This is a genomic window from Alicyclobacillus sendaiensis NBRC 100866, assembly GCF_001552675.1.
GTDB lineage: Bacteria > Bacillota > Bacilli > Alicyclobacillales > Alicyclobacillaceae > Alicyclobacillus > Alicyclobacillus sendaiensis.
This window is the reverse complement of the sequence record NZ_BCRQ01000005.1, coordinates 52,610-71,184: the sequence shown is the minus strand read 5'-3', so window position 1 is coordinate 71,184 and position 18,575 is coordinate 52,610. Positions and strand designations below refer to the sequence as shown.

Annotated in this window: 14 protein-coding genes; 13 read left to right on the top strand and 1 reads right to left on the bottom strand. The window is 59.8% G+C overall.

Features of this window, described 5'->3' with window-relative positions; genetic code table 11:
• Positions 1-159 precede the first annotated feature (159 nt).
• Genes AS26_RS02100 through AS26_RS02090 form a run of 3 tightly spaced genes read left to right on the top strand, consistent with a single transcriptional unit; the run spans position 160 to position 5,598 of the window.
• Complete coding sequence (locus tag AS26_RS02100; RefSeq protein WP_062305724.1) at positions 160-1,779, top strand: DUF4855 domain-containing protein; 1,620 nt, start codon at positions 160-162, stop codon at positions 1,777-1,779.
• The gene (locus AS26_RS02095) at positions 1,766-3,205 is read left to right on the top strand and encodes a hypothetical protein (RefSeq protein WP_062305723.1); all 1,440 of its coding nucleotides are present in this window, start codon (positions 1,766-1,768) and stop codon (positions 3,203-3,205) included. The genes AS26_RS02100 and AS26_RS02095 overlap by 14 nt, the downstream gene beginning before the upstream one ends.
• A gap of 11 nt (positions 3,206-3,216) precedes the next feature.
• Positions 3,217-5,598 carry a peptidoglycan-binding protein gene (locus AS26_RS02090; RefSeq protein WP_245629560.1) on the top strand — a complete coding sequence of 794 codons (2,382 nt, stop codon included), beginning with the start codon at positions 3,217-3,219 and terminating at the stop codon, positions 5,596-5,598.
• Positions 5,599-5,638: 40 nt separating this feature from the next.
• Here AS26_RS02090 and AS26_RS02085 read toward each other — a convergent pair whose 3' ends face one another.
• Positions 5,639-6,532, bottom strand: a complete 894-nt coding sequence (locus AS26_RS02085; RefSeq protein ID WP_062305721.1) for an SDR family oxidoreductase — start codon at positions 6,530-6,532, stop codon at positions 5,639-5,641.
• A gap of 255 nt (positions 6,533-6,787) precedes the next feature.
• Here AS26_RS02085 and AS26_RS02080 point away from each other — a divergent pair, with 255 nt between their 5' ends.
• The 10 genes from AS26_RS02080 to hpaE all read left to right on the top strand — a co-directional run bounded on the left by AS26_RS02080 (position 6,788) and on the right by hpaE (position 18,559).
• Entirely contained in the window at positions 6,788-8,128 is a 1,341-nt protein-coding gene (locus AS26_RS02080) for an ABC transporter substrate-binding protein (RefSeq protein WP_062305735.1), read from the top strand.
• 84 nt (positions 8,129-8,212) lie between these two features.
• Entirely contained in the window at positions 8,213-9,100 is an 888-nt protein-coding gene (locus tag AS26_RS02075) for a carbohydrate ABC transporter permease (RefSeq protein ID WP_062305720.1), read from the top strand.
• A gap of 43 nt (positions 9,101-9,143) precedes the next feature.
• Positions 9,144-9,953 (top strand): carbohydrate ABC transporter permease, encoded by an 810-nt coding sequence (locus tag AS26_RS02070; RefSeq protein ID WP_217997422.1) that lies wholly within the window; start codon positions 9,144-9,146, stop codon positions 9,951-9,953.
• Entirely contained in the window at positions 9,922-11,004 is a 1,083-nt protein-coding gene (locus AS26_RS02065) for a LacI family DNA-binding transcriptional regulator (RefSeq protein ID WP_169793463.1), read from the top strand. Before AS26_RS02070 ends, AS26_RS02065 begins: the two co-directional genes overlap by 32 nt.
• 19 nt (positions 11,005-11,023) lie before the next feature.
• Positions 11,024-13,312, top strand: a complete 2,289-nt coding sequence (locus AS26_RS02060; protein WP_062305716.1) for a glycoside hydrolase family 3 C-terminal domain-containing protein — start codon at positions 11,024-11,026, stop codon at positions 13,310-13,312.
• Between the two features lie 189 nt (positions 13,313-13,501).
• Positions 13,502-14,008, top strand: a complete 507-nt coding sequence (locus AS26_RS02055) for a flavin reductase family protein (RefSeq protein ID WP_062305734.1) — start codon at positions 13,502-13,504, stop codon at positions 14,006-14,008.
• A gap of 60 nt (positions 14,009-14,068) precedes the next feature.
• Complete coding sequence (locus AS26_RS02050) at positions 14,069-15,499, top strand: MFS transporter (protein WP_062305732.1); 1,431 nt, start codon at positions 14,069-14,071, stop codon at positions 15,497-15,499.
• A 60-nt stretch (positions 15,500-15,559) separates the two neighbouring features.
• Entirely contained in the window at positions 15,560-16,288 is a 729-nt protein-coding gene (locus tag AS26_RS02045) for a GntR family transcriptional regulator (protein WP_062305714.1), read from the top strand.
• Positions 16,248-17,021 (top strand): fumarylacetoacetate hydrolase family protein, encoded by a 774-nt coding sequence (locus AS26_RS02040; RefSeq protein ID WP_062305713.1) that lies wholly within the window; start codon positions 16,248-16,250, stop codon positions 17,019-17,021. Before AS26_RS02045 ends, AS26_RS02040 begins: the two co-directional genes overlap by 41 nt.
• Positions 17,018-18,559 (top strand): 5-carboxymethyl-2-hydroxymuconate semialdehyde dehydrogenase, encoded by a 1,542-nt coding sequence (gene hpaE, locus AS26_RS02035; RefSeq protein WP_062305711.1) that lies wholly within the window; start codon positions 17,018-17,020, stop codon positions 18,557-18,559. Before AS26_RS02040 ends, hpaE begins: the two co-directional genes overlap by 4 nt.
• Positions 18,560-18,575: the final 16 nt, after the last annotated feature.

Sequence of the window (18,575 nt, the reverse complement as noted above, 5' to 3'; positions counted from 1 at the left end):
GCGAGCCTCGTGCGTGACGCGGGTGCGCGACTGTCAGCGAAGGAGGCACCGAACATCTTGAGAAACGTTTCCGATAGGCCCTTAAAAAATTTGCTTAACGATCGAACCGTATCCATGTCGTTGGTTGTCGATGAGGTCTGATCACCAGGAAAGAAGGGTGTGTTCACATTGGCGTTCAGCTTGCGCGGAGCCATCGCTCGAGGCGCGAGCGCGGTGGTCGCCGTCATGGCGGCGTCGCAGGTGCAGTTGCACGCGCAATCCTCGCCGGCCAAGGCTCCGCAGGACCTGACTGGACTAGGTCAGGTTTCGGTGTCCATCGACGGTGTGCCGGATCCGGTGTTTGCGGCCGAAGAGGCCAAATATCCGGGCGACGTCACCTCGTTCGACACGTGGCGAGGTTTCAGCCATCAAGGCAAGCGCGTGATCACCCTTGCGTTGCCAAAGCCGGCGGATGTGGTCTCCGTATCGGTCCGAGCCCTTCAGGATTTTCCACTGGGCATCTACTTCCCGCGCTACGTCGAGTTTCAATTTGAGTCGAACGGAAAATGGTACAGCGCCGGGCGCGAGGTGTCGGCGTATCCGCTGAGCACGCGCAATGTGATGGCGCAGACCTTCACATGGGCTTCCCAAACCGGCGTCGAAGCGTCGGCGGTTCGAATCATCGTCCCTGTCGACGTGTGGGTCTTCTTGGACGGCTTTGACGTCAAGGGATTCTTGAACGCCAAAGGCGCCTCGGCCAGCGCGCTGACGCCGGTCGCGGCCAACCCGGACAAGCCCGTTGGCCCCCTTCTGCCCACGTCGCCGAACGCCTACGGCATCCGCAACATGTTGCTCGTCGAGACGGGCGCCAACGGTTCGCTCGGCACGTGGAGCGAGCAGGACTTCGTGCCCATGCTCGCCTACGTGAATGAAAGTGGTCAGATCACGGCGCCTTTATTCGACACGATGCTCTTTCTTCCCTACGGCTCCGTGCCCACGACGCAGGCGGGCCTTTCCGCGTACCTGCAGGACCTGTTCTCACCTGGTCGGCAGCTTTCGGCGCTCAACCAGGCCGTGGGCTACGTCAATCAGGTGTTGCACCGCCCCGGCTACAAGGAGCGCGTGGTGCTCTCGTTGCCCTACTTCGCCTATGGCAAGGCCACGTTCGGCACCATCGGCGGATCGACCGTCATCTTCGCTGGTTCTCCGGCCGATCCCGACGCCCTCGCGGCCCGGGAAACCGCTGAAACGTGGTACTTGCAGCAACTGCTCCAGGATTGGAACCGCGCAGGATTCAGCAATCTCCAGCTCGTCGGCCTGTACTGGGATGAGGAACAGTTTCGCGACACCATGCCGGGCGAAGCGGCGTACGTGCAGTTCGCTTCTCAGCTGGCCGCGGCGCACCATCTCCCGCTCTTCTGGATTCCGTTCTACGGGGCCTCAGGCATCCCCGACTGGAAGAGTCTCGGATTCTCCGCCGCATGGATTCAGCCCAACTTCGTCGAGCAGGGTTCGCAGGCGTACCTCGCCCGCATGGTCGACGCTACGCAGACCGCAGCCCAGTACGGCATGGGGGTCGAGGTGGAGCTCACCGGGATCACACAGAAAGATCAGGCGCTCTACGACAGCTCGCTGGCGCAGCTATCGGCGTATGGCTTCGGAACCAATCAGGCGTCGCACGCCTACTACGACGGCTCGAAGCTTCTCTTGACCTCGGCGCGATCCACGGGCCAGGCCCGGGTCGCGTACGACACGACGGCGAGCTTCATTGCGGGGGTGGCGATTCGTGGTGGTTCGTAAGGCCTGGTTCGCCGCGCCCTTGTGTGCGGGTGCGCTTTGTCTTCCTTGGCCGGTTCAGGCCGCGACCTCGTCTAGCAAGGGGCACACAAGTTTTTCGACCATCCGCGTATCGGTTGGCACCTCGGCGCCGCTGTCGGTTCCTACGCTCGTCCAAGGCAACCAGACGTACATCGCGCTGTGGGGCCTGATGCAGGTGTTGAACCCGTTGGGGTTTGCCGCTTCGTGGTCGAAGGGCCAGCTGACCATCGCGGCGCCGGTATCCGTGCCGGTCAACGAGGTGCCGGGCCCTGCGGGCGCGGCGGGAGCGGAGGTCGTGATCGACGGGCAAGAGGTCGAGCGCGTCCCCACGGCCATCGCGACGCCGCCGGGCGCGCCGTCGCCTGAAGTGTTCCTCCCGCTCACCAACGCGGAAGAAATTCTCGCGCGCCTGGGCATTCAGGCGGCGTTGAATGGAAACGAACTCGATCTCGACGCGTCGGCCGTGCCGCAGCCCTTGCCGAACAACGAGGTGGCGGTCTGGAACGCGCTGTCCGCGTTTGCGGCCGATCTCGGCCTACCCGCGTCGTCCGCGGGATCGAGCGGCTACACGGACCTATCGGCGGCGTCGCCCGCTTGGGGCGTGGTTGAGGCCGCAATTCGCGCGGGCTGGTACCAGCCGCCTTCGCCGACCTCGTCCGGCGCGTTTCAGCCCATCACCTGGGGGGAGGCCGCGCAGATCCTGTGGAATGCGCTCGGCATCTCGGCGCAAGATGCGGCGTATCAGCCCGGGGGATCGCCCGTTCAGTGGGCGAGAGCCATCGGTCTCGTTCCAGAAAACTGGGATCCATCTTCGAACATGACAGCGCAGGAATTGGACACGCTGGCGTCGAATTTGCACGAATGTCTGCAAGGTGATGTCGAAACGGCTGCAAACACCTGGCGGCTGTGGTATCCGCCAGCCGATGAATATCAAGCGACGTTTGCGTCCGGGGGCGGACAGCCGCTGTTTGCGTCCACGGCCGATGCGCAGGCGGCCATCTCGGCGACCTACCAATTTTTCAATCAGCTTGTGGTGACCCTGAGCGGCAAGCGCTGGTTCCTGACCCTGCCCGCCGTGCAGAGCGGCTACGGGTTTGCGACCATCTCTGCGCTCGGCGGCCTTTCGTACCAGACGAAGCCTGGAAGCGCGTGGGTTTCTGCGCCGTCCGTGGACACGCGGGATCTGCCCGCCCGCAAACAGGGCCGGCTGGTCGTGACCATTCCGCCGGAGGGGCTCATCATCACTTGGAATCAGATGATGCCGTCCTTGGGCGGGACGGTGGCACTCGGGGCGTTGGAAGTCAGTCCCGGGCCGTCTGGGCCACGGGTCCAGCGCCTGAACATCGCATCGCCCCACTTGCCCCCACCTGTCACGTCGCCCGTCGCTTCCCTGCATGCGCAGCAATGAGAATGGAGGTCATGGTTGTGAAGACGCATCGCCTGCTCGCGGTCATGGCGCTGCCAGCCACGGTGATGTTGACGACGCCTTCGTCTGCGCTGGCGCAGACCTCGAGCTCGCCGAGCGCTTCGGCGTCATCCCTCAACGTGCCCGTGGCGGCGCTCACACTCGCGGGTGTTCAATCGTATCCCATGTTGAGCTACGGGGCCACGGGAACTTACGTGGCGATTTTGCAGAACGCGCTGAACGCACTGGGCTATGACGTGGGACAAGCCACCGGCGTCTTTGACGCCACCACGCAGGCGCAGGTCAAGGCCTTTCAACAGGCCGAGGGGCTCGGCGTCGACGGGATTGTCGGGCCGATGACGTGGGGGGCCTTGGCCAAGGCCGTCGCGGACTACCACCAGGTGATGACCGTGCTCGACCGCCAAAGCCCTCTCGTGCAGCACGTCGAGTGGAAACGGATTGTGTGGAACGGGGAACTCATCTCGAAGCCGGTCGGCTTCACGTATCAGGGGACGGCCTACATGCCCATTTGGTACGTGATGGAGGCGCTTCGCAAGGCCGGGATCGCGAGCACGTGGTCAGGGGGTGTCTGGATCCTCACGCCGCCCGGCGGGCAGGCCGTCAATTACGGTAAGATTTCGTACGGCCCCGGCAGCGCCGCCATCGCCATCGGCCAGACGGTCGTCGCGAATGTGCCGGCGGTGGTGTATCCAGACCCGGCGTCCGGCAAGCTGACGACCTTCATGCCCGTGTGGTACGTGATGACGGCGCTCCAGCGACTTGGCATCGCGTCGACCTGGCAGGGAAGCGAATGGGACATGAAGCCCGCCCCCGTGGTCATGGAGACGGGCGATCCAACCTCGAACTCCACCGGATCGAGCAACAGCACGGGCAATGCCACGGGCAACGTCTCCGGCGCCCTGCCCGGCAGCAACACGGTCGCCAACGTGACGAATGCCACCGGATCGAACACCGTCACGGGCAACGGTGCGAGCAACGGGACCGGCAACAGCACCAGCCTGGGCAACGCCACGTCAAACGCGGTCGGAAACGGCACGTCGAATTCGACGGGCAACGCCACGTCGAACGGCACGGGGAACGCCACCGGCAATTCGACGGGCAACTCGACGGGATCGAGCGGGGGATCGTTCACCAACGTGGATCTGCGCTACCCGGCGCCGTCCAACATCAATGCGCAGAGCATCAATCAGTTCTTGCTACAGAACAGCTCGCCGCTCAACGGGCTCGGCAATTCGTTCATGGATGCGCAGAACCTGTACAGCGTCGACGCCAACTATCTGGTCTCCCACGCCATCCTCGAGAGTGCGTGGGGCCAGAGCCAGATTGCGCTGCAGAAGAACAATCTGTTTGGCTACGGCGCATACGACTCCAATCCCGGACAAGACGCGGGCGTCTTCCCGAGCGACGATTATGCCATTCGCTTCGAAGCGTGGACGGTGCGGATGAACTACCTCACGCCTGGCGCGAGCTTGTACGTTTCGCCGACGCTGAGCGGCATGAACGTCAACTATGCGACGGCCAAGACGTGGGCGAGCGGCATCGCGGCCATCATGAAGCAGTTTGCCACATCCGTGAAATCGAGCGTGAGCGCATACGTGCAGTATTCGCCTTCCAACAACCCACCGGCACCGAAGTCCACGGCCGAGCCAGTGTATTACATGAACGGGGCGCAGGGCGTCACGCAGCAGGACCCGTATTATCCGAACAACGGTGTCCCATACTACCCGAGCATCGCGCAGGGCGAGAATCAGCAGTTTTTTGGCCAGTTGAGTATCGGCAGCTTCGGCCAACCCGTAGTGGAGATCCAGCGCTTCCTGAACCATACCATCAACGCGGGGCTCGCGGTCGACGGTCAGTTCGGCCAGCTGACACAAGCGGCGGTGGAAAAGTTCCAGTCGCAGGTCATGCACATGTCGAACCCGAACGGCGTATGGACTTTCAGCATGTGGGTGCAGTACATCCAGCCGTCCCAGTCGAACGCGAACCTGATCCCCGCAGGCACGACGGTGAAGATCGATCAGGTTGCCGAAGGGATGGCGGGGCCGTACGTCGTCCCTTGGTACCATGTGGTGGGCTACGGATGGGTGGACTCGCAGTACATCAAGTTGACCAACGTGTACCGGGTCGTCGTCCAGAATCCGGCAGGAACAGCCACCACCATTCCGGTCTATCAAGTCGGCAATCTGTCGAAGGTGCTGCTGAACCTGCACAGCGGCGATTGGGTCGTGGCCAATTCGCCGAAGCCTTCCGGCGGCGTGTATACCATCCAAATCGCCGCGCAGGATCCGGTGGTGTCAAACGGCTACGCGGCCGACACCTTGCTGACTGGCGTGATCCCCGCCAACGGGACGGTCAGCCTGGTGCCCCAAAATTGAGCGAAGGCGCCACTCGCATCCGGGTGGCGCCTTGCGCTGTTTAGCCGTTCACGATCTCGCCGCCGTTGACATGCAGCACCTGACCCGTCATGTACGACGAGTCGGCCGACGCGAGAAACACGTAGGACGGCGCCAGTTCCGCAGGTTGCCCGGCCCGGCCCATCGGCGTGTCGGTCCCGAATTTGGCGACCTCGTCCGCCGCAAAGCTCGCTGGAATCAGCGGAGTCCATACCGGCCCAGGCGCCACCGCGTTGACGCGAATCCCTTGTTTGGACAGCGACAGCGCGAGCGATCGCGTCAGCGACACAATCGCGCCCTTGGTCGACGCGTAATCGATCAGCGTCTCGTGGCCGCGGTAGGCCGTGATCGACGCGGTGTTGATGATACACGCGCCGGCCTTCATGTGCGGAAGGACAGCCTGGATCATGTAGAAGTAGCCGAATACATTCGTCGCGAACGTCTGATACAGTTGCTCGGGCGTGATGTCCAGGATGCTCGGCTGTGGGTGTTGGCGCGCCGCGTTGTTGACCAGGATGTCGACTTTTCCGAAATGCTGGATGGCCTGTTGCACGACGCGATCGCACTCGGCCTTGTTGGACACGTCAAACGCGATGGGATGCGCGCGGCGGCCGTACCGCTCGACGTGCTGGACCGTCTCGGTGGCATCCGCCTCTTCCTCGCGATACGCGATGACCACATCCGCGCCCTCCTTGGCGAACGCGACCGCCACCGCGCGACCGATGCCGCTGTCGCCGCCTGTGATGAGCGCCACCTTGTCCTTGAGTTTCCCGGCGCCCCGGTAGTCGGGGTGATCGAAGAACGGGCGCGGGTTCATTTGTGACTCCACACCCGGCTGGCGGTCCTGATGTTGCGGCGGGAAGGACGTCGGATAGGACGGTGCCTGGCCGACTTCGGGTTGTGCGATGGTGGGCATGGGTCACTCTCCTTTGCGTAGGGTCTCTGTGCGAGTAGGTTGGATGACCATTATGACGAATATGCAGACCTGGCACGGTCGTCGACCTGAGTTGATGGCGGATTATTGCGAATACGTTGACAAGTGAGCAAGCTGATTTTATACTTAGGCTTGCTTAAACGTTTAAAAGGAAGGGGTGAATTAGCTAGAGTAAAGTGCAGTATTCTTTATGCGTCGTATCTTAAACGTTTAAAAGGGGGAAAACAGGTGAAACGTATGTTGGTTCGGAAGAAGAGATGGGGCGTTGCGGCTTGTGCGACGCTTTTGCCCCTGTCCCTTTTAACTGGATGCGGAGCAAGCACCAACGTAACTTCGTCGACGAATGAAGCCGCAAGTGCGTCAACCCCCGTGACTATTACCATTTGGGATAATGAGCAGGGGCCGATGCAGCAGATTGCGCAAACAGCGACCAACGCGTTTAACACGTCGCAGCACAAAATCAAGGCTAACATTATTTTCTTTAGCAATGACGCCTACAAGCAGAAAATCCAAATAGCAATGGGGGCTAATACACCACCGGACTTGATCTACGGTTGGGGCGGAGGAATATTGAAAACGTATGTCGACGCCCATAAAGTGATACCATTGGACACATTTTTGAAGGCGAACCCGGCTTACAAGAACAAGTTTTTCCCTTCTGTGTGGGGCAACGTAACCATTAATGGACACATATATGGAGTGCCCGAGGGAGGCGGGACGCAACCTGAATTCCTGTTCTACAACAAGGATATTTTTAAGCAATACGATCTTCCTGTTCCTGCGACATGGAATCAATTGATCAACGACGTGAAAGCGCTTAAAAATCATGGCGTTATTCCGATTGCTCTGGGTGCGCGCGACGAATGGCCCGATTTAATGTGGTTGATGTACTTGACCGATCGAATTGGAGGGCCATCGGTCTTCAATGGTATTATTGCTAACAAACCTAACGCTTGGGATAATCCAGCTATTATAAAGGCGGTACAAATGATTCAGCAGTTGGTTAAGATGGGCGCGTTCGAACCCGGTTACTCCGGAGTAAGCGCAGATAGCAATGAGGACCAGGCCTTGTTGTATTCGGGAAGAGCGGCAATGCTTCTTCAGGGAAGTTGGATTTACCCGACGTTGCAACAGGCAGCTCCTCAATTTACAGCTAATCAACTTGGGTGGACGATGTTTCCTTCTGTTCCGGGAGGAAAGGGCAACCCTGCGGACCTGATGGGCAACATCTCGACGTACTACTATATATCGTCGACATCAAAGTACCCATGGGCTGATGAGACGTATCTGAAGGATGTTGTGCTGAATTCTTATATGGTAAACCAAGAACTGAAGAACGGTGTGGTTCCGCCAGTAAAGGGTTTGGGGGCGAAGGTCAGGAACCAACCAGATGGTCGGTTTCTGTATTACGCGTATACGCAGGCAGAAAAGGCTCCTGTGTTCGTGACCGGTTGGGATCAGCTGCTACCTCCTCAGGAGGCACAGACATTGCTGCAGGATCTTAGTAGTGTGTTCCTTCTAAAAATGACGCCGCAACAGTTTGTACAGAGCATGAACAGCTCCATGCCTCGTTCTTGATTTGCACGAGGGCTAAGTGGGGGCTGCATTGCGTTCTGCTCCCACTTAGCCCATCACGCATCACTACAAACGAGAGGTGAGTGTATGACTAGAGGTGTACTTCGAATTATATTTATAGCCCCCTCTGTTATCCTATTTTCCATATTTGGGTTGTTGCCTATGTTGGGCGCTGTATTGTTGTCTCTTACCAATTGGAACGGGCTCAATGCGCCCAAGTTCGTCGGAGTTACGAACTGGGTTACATTTGCGCACGATCCGCAAGCTTGGCACTCTCTTGTCTTGACGCTAGAAGTTATGGGACTGACATGGGTTATTCAGACACCGCTATCCGTGGCGATTGGAATGTTTTTGGCAGGGAGGTCGAAGTATCGAGAAATTCTGAGCATATTCTATTTTCTTCCTCTTCTTTTTTCCTCCGTCGCGATTGCAATCGTATGGTCCTATATTTTGGATCCTAATTTTGGACTGCTAAATGAGTTGCTTACTAAGGTTGGGCTAGGGAGGCTAGCGCTTGATTGGCTAGGATCGCCTAGTGTCGTGTTATGGACAGTTGTTGCCATTGTTTCGTGGCAGTATATACCTTTTCATAGCTTGCTATATCAATCGGGAAGAAGGCAAATTCCAAACTCCCTCTACGAGGCTGCTATCATTGACGGTGCAAATGAACTGCAAAGATTCGTGTACATCACTGTCCCCCAACTCAAGTACACCTTCATTACATCAACGACTCTTATGCTGACTGGCTCGTTAACATTTTTTGACTTGATATATATATTGACAAACGGAGGGCCTGACAACGCGTCGAACGTTTTGGCTGTGAACATGTACGATACTGCTTTCAGCAAGCAGCAGATGGGCTATGGAAGCGTAATGGCAGTAGTCATAGCGCTCATGGGAATAGTTCTTTCTCTGATGTTAACGAGATTTACCGGCTTCACGAGGATGGAGAGTCAGCAACAAGGTGTTGCGTAGCATAAAAACATCAAGTGAGTATGTTAGTGGAGGAGGCGAGGGTGTGAAAAAGCTTGTAGTTTCGGTCTTGTCAATAGTGTGGGCAGTACTTTCATTCTATCCTGTATTGTACATGCTTTTTGAAAGTTTGCGTACGCAACAGACATACCTGACTGGAACTCCGTGGCTACCTCCCACTAGAATCTATTTGGGAAATTTTTCTTCAGTACTAGAAGAAGGGTTCTTCAGATACTTCTTGAACAGCATCATCGTCGCTGTGCTGACGTTGATAATCCTGCTATTGTGCGCTGTTTTGGGTTCATACGCCTTTGTGCGAATGAAGTCGAAGGGTACAGAGAGAGTTTTTACCCTCTTCTTGTCTGGATTGGCCATACCAGTTCAAGCGGCCATCATACCGCTGTATGCGATCGTTGAAAAGATGGGGCTATATAATACGCTGTGGGCAATCATTCTCCCGTCAGCAGCCTTTGCTTTGCCGCTTTCTATACTAATCCTGGTTAACTTCGTGAGGGATATTCCAACTGAGCTCTATGAAGCCATGATACTTGAAGGAGTTGGGGAATGGGGCTTGCTGCTCAGACTCACCATTCCTCTTGCGCGGCCGGCAGTGACAGCCGTTGTGATCTACAACTTTGTTCAAGTGTGGAACAATTTCTTGTTCCCTCTAGTCATGACCGAGAGCCCAAATTTGCAAACCCTTCCGCTGGCGCTGGAACATTTCCAAGGCCAATATACTATGAATGTTCCGGCGATATTGGCGTCAGTCCTGCTGTCGGCCGTCCCGCTCATTGCTGCCTACATTGTTGCCAGAAGACAATTACTTGCAGGTCTTACAGCTGGTTTTAGCCGATAATGATTTTCACGAAATGTTCTTCGAAGGCGGTGTGACGGCTTTGCACAAGCGCTATACGGTACAAGACATTGCGAAGAGGGCTGGCGTGACTGCGGCGACAGTTTCGATGGCACTTAATAACAAACAAGGCGTTAGTGCAGAGACGAAGCAGCGCATTGTCCGGATAGCCAATGAACTCGGGTACATACCCAATATTTCGGCTCGCGCTCTCGTTCAGCAGAGAACATACACTTTGGGTCTCTTCATTCCTTCGTCGCCGAGCGCTTTCCTCGATAGTTACTTCTCGAATATTCTCCGTGGAATTACCGAGGTCGCAACAAAGGCTGGATATTTGGTTTCGATCGTATATGAGGATTCCGTTCACGAGCATCTCACCTATCGAGTGGACGGACTAATTCTTACTGAACTTAAGGGACGCGATCCTTACGTCGATCTCTTTCGGAAATTCAAAATCCCTTTTGTAAGCATGGGGAAGGTAAACGATACGTTACCTTCCGTCGACATCGATACGCAAGGGGGAATCATGCAGGCTGTCAAATATCTCGTCAGCCTAGGCCACCGTAAAATTGGGTTCATCGCCGGACCTCCGAAGTACCATTATGTAGTCAACCGGTATCGTTCATTTAAAAAGGCCCTGCACGCACACGGACTGCCGCTAGAGGCCGATTGGATGTCGGTTGCCCCCAATTCCCGAGCGGGAGGAAGGCAAGCGGTCGTAAGGCTACTGAAGAGGGTTCGCGGCGCTCCGACTGCTTTTTTGGTGTGTACGGACCTCATGACTGTTGGCGTCATTGATGGGTTGAAGGATTTGGGACTCGACGTTCCGCATGATGTGTCTGTGATTGGATTCGATGACGCGCCGTACGCCGAATTAGTTCAGCCTCCACTTACAACAATACGACAGGACGTCTACCTTTCGGGCAAGTACGCGGCACGAATGCTTATAGACACCTTGGAAGGTAAGCAATCAACCGTGAGCGTGACCCTTCCCGTTCGGCTTGTGAGAAGAAAGTCAACATCTACGGCAAATGACTCAAAAATCTACACATGACACAGGGGGATGAAACGTCTTGAAGAATGGTGTTCCGGTAACATCTCACCTCACCCTCGAAGAAAAAGCCTCTCTCTGCTCCGGTCTCAACTTCTGGCAGACCAAGCCCGTCGAGCGCCTCGGCATCCCGTCCCTCTGCATGACGGACGGCCCGCACGGCGTTCGCCTGCAGCGGCCGGGCGGATCGTTCACCGATTCGGAGCCAGCGACCTGCTTTCCCACTGCCGCCGCTTTGGCGAGTTCCTGGGATCCGGCGCTTGTCGAGCGGGTGGGCCAGGCGCTCGGCGACGAGTGCCGCGCGCTCGGCGTGCATGTGTTGCTCGGGCCAGGGGCCAACATCAAGCGTTCCCCACTGTGCGGCCGGAACTTCGAATACTTTTCGGAGGATCCGCTGCTCTCGAGTGAGATGGCCGCGGCACACATCCGCGGTGTGCAGTCGCGCGGCGTGGGCTCGTCGCTCAAGCACTTCGCCGCCAACAACCAGGAATACCGGCGCATGACCACGAGCGCCGAGGTGGACGAGCGGACGCTGCGCGAGATCTACCTCGCGAGCTTCGAGGGCGCCGTCAAGGGCGGCCGCCCGTGGACGGTCATGTGCGCCTACAACCGCCTGAACGGCACCTACTGCTCTGAACACCCGTGGCTCCTCACCGAGGTGCTGCGCCGGGAATGGGGATTCGACGGTGTCGTGGTGTCGGACTGGGGCGCCGTGAATAATCGCGTGCAAGGGCTCGCCGCAGGGCTGGATCTTGAGATGCCCGGCGGGCCGTACGCGCAGGACAGTGAGATTGTGCAGGCTGTGCGAGACGGCCGCCTGGACGAAGCCGTGCTCGACGCGGCCGTGGAGCGCTTGCTCGCACTCATCGACCGGGCGTACCGGCCTCAGGGCCAACCGGTCGATCTCGACGCGCACCACCGCCTTGCCCGCCAGGTCGCCGCAGAGTCGATGGTGCTCCTGAAAAACGACGGGCCCGTCCTGCCCATCGCGCCGGGGCGCCGGGTGGCCGTGCTGGGCGCCTTCGCCGTCTCGCCGCGCTACCAGGGCGGAGGTAGCTCGCACGTCAACCCTGCGCGCCTCGACGAGCCGCTTGCCGAGATGCGCCTCGCGTTTGGCGACGACTTTGTCCTGTACGCGCCGGGGTACGCGCTCGACGATGACGCGCCTCGGCCCGAGCTCATTGACGAGGCCGTGCGCGCTGCGGCGCAGGCGGATGTCGCCGTCGTCTTCGCAGGATTGCCGGAGTCTTGGGAGTCGGAGGGGTACGATCGCGTCCACATGCGCATGCCGGACGCCCACGTGGCGCTCATTGAGGCCGTGGCGTCTGTGCAACCCCGCACGGTGGTGGTGCTCTCGAACGGCGCGCCCGTGGAAATGCCTTGGATCCACCGCGTGCCGGCCGTGATCGAGGCGTATCTCGCCGGGCAGGCGTTCGGCGGCGCCATTGCGGACGTCCTCTCGGGCGCCGTGAACCCGTCCGGCAAGCTGGCCGAGACGTTTCCGCTTCAGCTTGAGCACAACCCGTCCCATCCGTTCTTCCCCGGCGAAGGCGACAGGTCCGAATACCGAGAGGGTATCTTCGTGGGATATCGCTACTACGATGCCAAGGAGATGGACGTGCTGTTTCCCTTCGGGCACGGGCTGTCGTACACCGCGTTCGAGTACGAGGCCATTCGCGTGTCTCGCGAGCAGATACGGGACGACGAAGTGCTCACCGTCCAGGTGGACGTGCGCAACGCGGGACAGCGCCCGGGCAAAGAGGTGGTCCAGCTGTACGTCGAGCCGACGTCCTCGCGAATCGTGCGGCCGCGCCGCGAACTGCGCGCATTCGCGAAGGTGGCGCTGGCGCCGGGCGAGGCGCAGACCGTGGAATTTCAACTCGGCAACCGCGCGTTCGCGCACTACGACGTCGACGCGGGGGATTTCATCGCGGAGAGCGGCCGCTACGAGATTCGGGTCGGATCGTCCTCGCGCGACCTGCGCCTCGCCGCCACCGTGGAGGTGGTCTCCACGGCGCCGCGCCGGCCTGTCCAAGTCCACGCCAATGCGACCCTCGGAGATCTGCTGGACGATCCGGCAATAGGTCCGGTGCTCCGCCAGTTGTTGCAGGAGAAGCTCGCCGATTCACCGCTTGGCAGCGAGGTGGACGCGAACCCCATGTTCGAGGCGTTCATGCGTTTCACGCCCATCGGGCGCACCACGACATTGTTCGGCGTGCCGCGGGGCGAGATCGATCAAGTTCTTGCGAAGCTGCGAGCTGCACAGGCAGAGCGCCAAGCCGAGGGAGGGCAGGGTTCATCGGACAACTGAGCGGCGAGTTGCATGGAAACCGGGGCTGTGCGCGAGGGGCACGAGGCCATCTGGCCGCGGACGCCCCTCGCGCGCGCAATGGGGCGCCGAAGTTGGAATTGACAGAGTGTATGAAATCATATATGATCAACACAGCCCGCATCGCCGATTGAGGATTGAGGGCAGATGGAAGGAAAGGGGGGGAAGGCCATGCCTGAGGTCGACGCGAAGGCGTTTAGGCGCACGTGCGGACTGTTCACAACGGGCGTCACCGTCATCACGACATCAGTCAGCGGGCAAGTGCACGGGATGACGGCGAATTCGTTCACATCCGTCTCGCTCAACCCGCCTCTGATCCTGGTCTGCGTTGACGAGCGCAGTAGGATGGCGCAATGTCTGTCGTCTTCGAAAGCGTTTACAGTGAATGTCCTCGGTCGACATCAAGAGGAGGTATCGCGCCACTTCGCCGGAACGAGCGGCGAATGGCGGGGGACGTTCGTGCCCTTTGGGGAATCGGTTCGCCTCGATGACTGCCTGGCCGCGCTGTCGTGCGAAGTGTACGCTCAATATCCGGCGGGGGATCACATCATCGTGCTCGGTCTTGTCAAGGACATCTATCAGCAAGAGGAGGGCATTCCGCTCGTGTTCTGGCGCGGGACCTACACGTCGCTCGCCAGTGACACGTCGAGGCGCACCTGTTTGGATAAAATCGTATAGGAAATCAGATTGGATAGTCTAATCATGGCGCTCATCATTCTCGTGAGGGGGCGAGATTCCATGAGCACGGAGGTGCCTGTTTCGAGCGCAGCGGGCATCTTGGCGCGGATGGAGCGGTTGACGGCATGGCCGCTTCCGCGGCGGCTTTTCCTCGTCATCGGCCTGGGATACCTCTTCACGTTCTACGACATCTTCGACGTCAACGTCTCCTTTGTCCAAACCGCCACATCCATCATCCCGGGCGCGACGCCGGCGAATGCCAGTCGATACATTGGGCTGCCCATCTTCGCGAATCTGTTGGGATATGTGGTCGGTACCCTCGTGTTGAGCCCGCTGGCAGATCGCCTCGGGCGAAGGCGCATGTTGATGACCACCATGTTCATCACCGGCATCGGGTCGCTGTTGACGGCTCTCGCGACGCGCGATTGGTGGTTTGTCCTCGCGCGCGGCATCACGGGCGTGGGCGTGGCCGCGGACCTCGCCGTGGTCAACACGTACATGAGCGAGATTGCGCCGAGAAGCGCGAGGGCGAAGTACACGTCCGGATTGTTCATTTTCTCAGGCGTCGGAGCACTCCTCGGCATTTGGCTCGGCTTGTGGTTGACGACGCCCAGCGCGCCATTTCCGGAAGGGCTTCCGTTTGCGCTGGCGACGCCGTCGTTCCACTGGGGCTGGCGGCTGATGTACGCCATCGGGGCGGTCCTCGCCCTCATCGCCATCCTGCTGAGGCTGGAGCTCCCGGAGTCACCGCGCTGGTTGGCCGCGAAAGGCCGCGTGGAAGAAGCCTCCGCGGTGGTCGCCGCGATGGAAGAGCGCTTGGGCCTGGACTCGGTTCCGCAGAGGGATGGACCTGCTTCGTGCTCGTCGGTCTCCGATCCGCGCATGCCCTATGGTGAACTTTTGGGCAGCTCGCGGTATCGCAAGCGCGTGTTCCTCCTGTTTTTCGTCTGGCTCTTTAGTTACGTCACCGTCTACGGATTTTCCGCAGGGATGACCACCCTGTTGGTCGGCGCAGGCTACGCGCCGAGCGAGGCGGGGCTCATCGTGGCCGTCGGCGTCTTCGGCATGGTGCTGGCCGGCGTGGTGGCGTACCTCGCGGGTGAAGTCCTGGAACGCAAAACGTATCTGTTGGTCGCCGCGGTCCTGACCATTGCGGGTGGGCTCGTGGTAGGGCTTGCGGGGCATCACCTTGGGTGGTCCTATTTCGGCGCGGTTTTGCTCTTCTTCGGACAAAACGTGTGGGTGCCGGTGTTTTACGCGTGGACGGCGGAAAACTTCCCGTCTCGCGCGAGAACGAGTGGTTTCGCGCTGGTGGATGGCGCGGGCCACATCGGCGCTGGGGTTGGGCTGTGGGCGATTGCGCCATTCATCCCCTCCCTGGGTGTGACGGCGGGCTTTGTGGCGATGTCGGGCTTCCTCCTGGTGGCTGCGCTCATCGCCCTCGGCGGCATCGCGTCGCGGGGCAAGGTTCTGGAAGAGATTTCGCCGTAGGATGTCTTCGCAGCGCTCGTGTTGCTTTCGCACAAATAGGAAATCGTATACGATAACGTCATGACCAAACACACGCCGAGCAAGCAACAGGTTGCCTATCAAACGTTGAAGCAGCGCATTCTCGACGGCACGTATGGGCCCGGGTATCGCATCGTGATCGACCGCATCGCGAGAGAATTGGGGGTGAGTGCGATTCCCATTCGTGAGGCCATCCGCCGCCTGGAGGCAGAGGGATTTGTCGAGGTGGAACGGTTCAGCGGCGCCAAGGTGACTCGCATCGACGCAAAGATGTACGAGGATATCCTGTCGGCTCTCGCGGTGCTCGAAGGCTACGCCACTGCCCAGGCCTATCGACATCTCACGGATGAGGACTTCGATGCGCTTCGACAGACCAACGAGGCGATGCGCCAGGCCCGAACCGACTTTGATCTCACGCTGTACAGCAGGCTGAACCAACAGTTCCATGAGATCATTCTGCGCCGCTGCAGCAATCGCTTCCTCGTGGACGAAATCCATGGGGTGCGCGAGCGGATGGACGCCATGAGGGTGTCCGTGTTCAACCTGATCCCGCATCGCGCGAGCGACTCGATTGCCGAACACGACAAGCTGATTCAGTTGATGGCGGTCGATGTCGGCGAGGATGCGGTGGAACGGTTTGCCCGCCAACACCGGTTGGCGACGCTGGAAGCCTTCAGGCGGTGGAACGAGCAACACATGCGCCTGGTGGAGGAGCGGAAGGAGGGGTATCGTGCGCCACGCGAGATTCATCGACCGGGGGCGGATTCATGAGGGCGTTTGGCAAGGCGGAGCGCTCATCGACGAGGAAGGACATGTGGTCTCGGAGGAGCAAGTCACTTGGCTGCCGCCGATAGAGCCGAGGACCATCTACGGGCTTGCCTTGAACTACGCCGACCACGCGGCGGAACTCAGTTTGGAGAGGCCCAAGGAGCCCGTTCTGTTCATCAAGCCGAACGCGTCGCTCATCGGGCATAGGGCGCCCATCGTGTATCCCGAGGGCGTGGAGTACATGCACTACGAGGCCGAATTGGCCGTGATCATCGGGCGCGCCGGACGGCGCATTCGGACCGCCCACGCGTTAGATCACGTCCTCGGGTACACCATCGCGAACGATGTCACGGTGCGCGATTTCGTAGGGAACATGTTCCGCCCTCCCATCCGTGCGAAGGGCTTCGACACGTTTGGGCCGCTCGGCCCGTGGTGGGTGGATGCCGCGGATGTGCCCGATCCACACCAGCTCGAAATCTGGACCTACGTGAACGGCGAGGTCCGCCAGCACGGCAACACGCGCGATCTGATCTTTCGAATCGACGAGGTGATATCGTTCATCAGCTCGTTTGTGACGCTCCGCCCGGGCGACGTCATTCTCACAGGCACGCCGCCCGGCATCTCACCCGTGAAACCGGGGGACGTGATCGACATCGAAATCGAGGGCATAGGCCGGCTGGTGAACCCCGTGGTGGGCGAGTCGAATGGCGAGCCGGCGAGGGAGGTGCTGTCATGAGCGGCGTACATCCGACGGAGGCGAAGGAGCGCCTTGCGTTTGATCCCATCTCCGGCCCCGCGCTGCACTTCATCGACGGCCAGTTTGTGGAGAGCGTGGAGGGCGGATGGTTTGACACGTTGAATCCGACGACCAACGAGGTGTTGACCCGGGTCGCCGAAGGAACGGCAAGCGACGTAGATCGCGCCGTGGAAGCAGCCTATCGGGCCTTTCACGAGGGGCCTTGGGGCAGAATGAGCGCGAAGGAGCGGGCGCGATACCTCGTGCACATTGCCGATGCCATCGAGCGACACGGCGAGGAGCTGGCCCGCCTCGAAGTGGCGGACACGGGCCTGCCCATCGCCCAGGCCCGCGGGCAGGCCGCGCGAGCCGCGGAAAATTTCCGTTTCTTCGCCGAGATGGCCACGCGCATGACCGGTGAGACGTTTCCGGTGGGGGAGCAGTTTCTCAACTACGCTATCCGCGTTCCGGTTGGGGTGGCGGGACTCATCACGCCCTGGAACACGCCCTTGATGCTCGCGACGTGGAAGATTGCGCCTTGCCTCGCTGCGGGCAATACGGCGGTTCTCAAGCCCGCCGAATGGTCCCCCCTCACGGCGACCAAGTTGGCCGAGATCGTCCAGGAGGTCGATCTCCCGCCCGGCGTGTTCAACGTCGTCCACGGCTTTGGCGAAGTCGCCGGAGACGCCTTGGTGAAGCATCCGAAGGTTCCGCTCATTTCCTTCACCGGCGAGACGGTGACCGGCCGCACCATCATGAAAAACGGGGCCGACGGGCTAAAGCGGTTTTCGATGGAGCTCGGCGGGAAGTCTCCGGTCGTGGTGTTCGCGGATGCCGATCTCGACAGGGCTCTGGACGCCGTCGTGTTCGGCGTGTACTCGCTGAACGGGGAGCGTTGCACGGCGGGCTCTCGCCTGCTCGTTCAGGACTCCATCCGCGACGAGTTCGAAGCCCGTTTGGCGGAGCGGGTGAAAAGGATTCGCCTTGGTCATCCGCTGGATCCCGAGACCGAGGTGGGCCCCTTGATTCACCCGGAGCACAAGCGGCGCGTGGAGCAGTATCTCGACATTGGCCAGCGCGAGGGTGCGACGATGGCCGTGGGCGGCCCCGTCCCGCAGGAGCTCGCGCGCGGAAACTTCGTCATGCCTACGCTTTTCGTCAACGTGCGCAACGATATGCGCATCGCGCAGGAGGAGATTTTCGGCCCGGTACTCGTGTCCATCCCGTTCCACACGGAGGAGGAGGCCATCCAGATCGCCAACGGCGTGCAGTACGGCCTTGCCGCATACATTTGGACACGGGATCTCGAGCGCGCTCACCGCATGGCGAGGCGGATCGAATCAGGCATGGCCTGGATCAATTCGCAGAATGTCCGCGATTTACGCACGCCGTTCGGAGGAATGAAGCAGAGCGGCGTCGGGAGGGAAGGTGGTCACTACAGTTTCGAGTTTTACACAGAATGGAAGACGGTGCATGTGGCGCTCGGGCAACATCCCATTCCCCGCTTCGGCGCGTCGGATGCAAAGACCAGAAGCTGATCAACTCAAGGTGGGT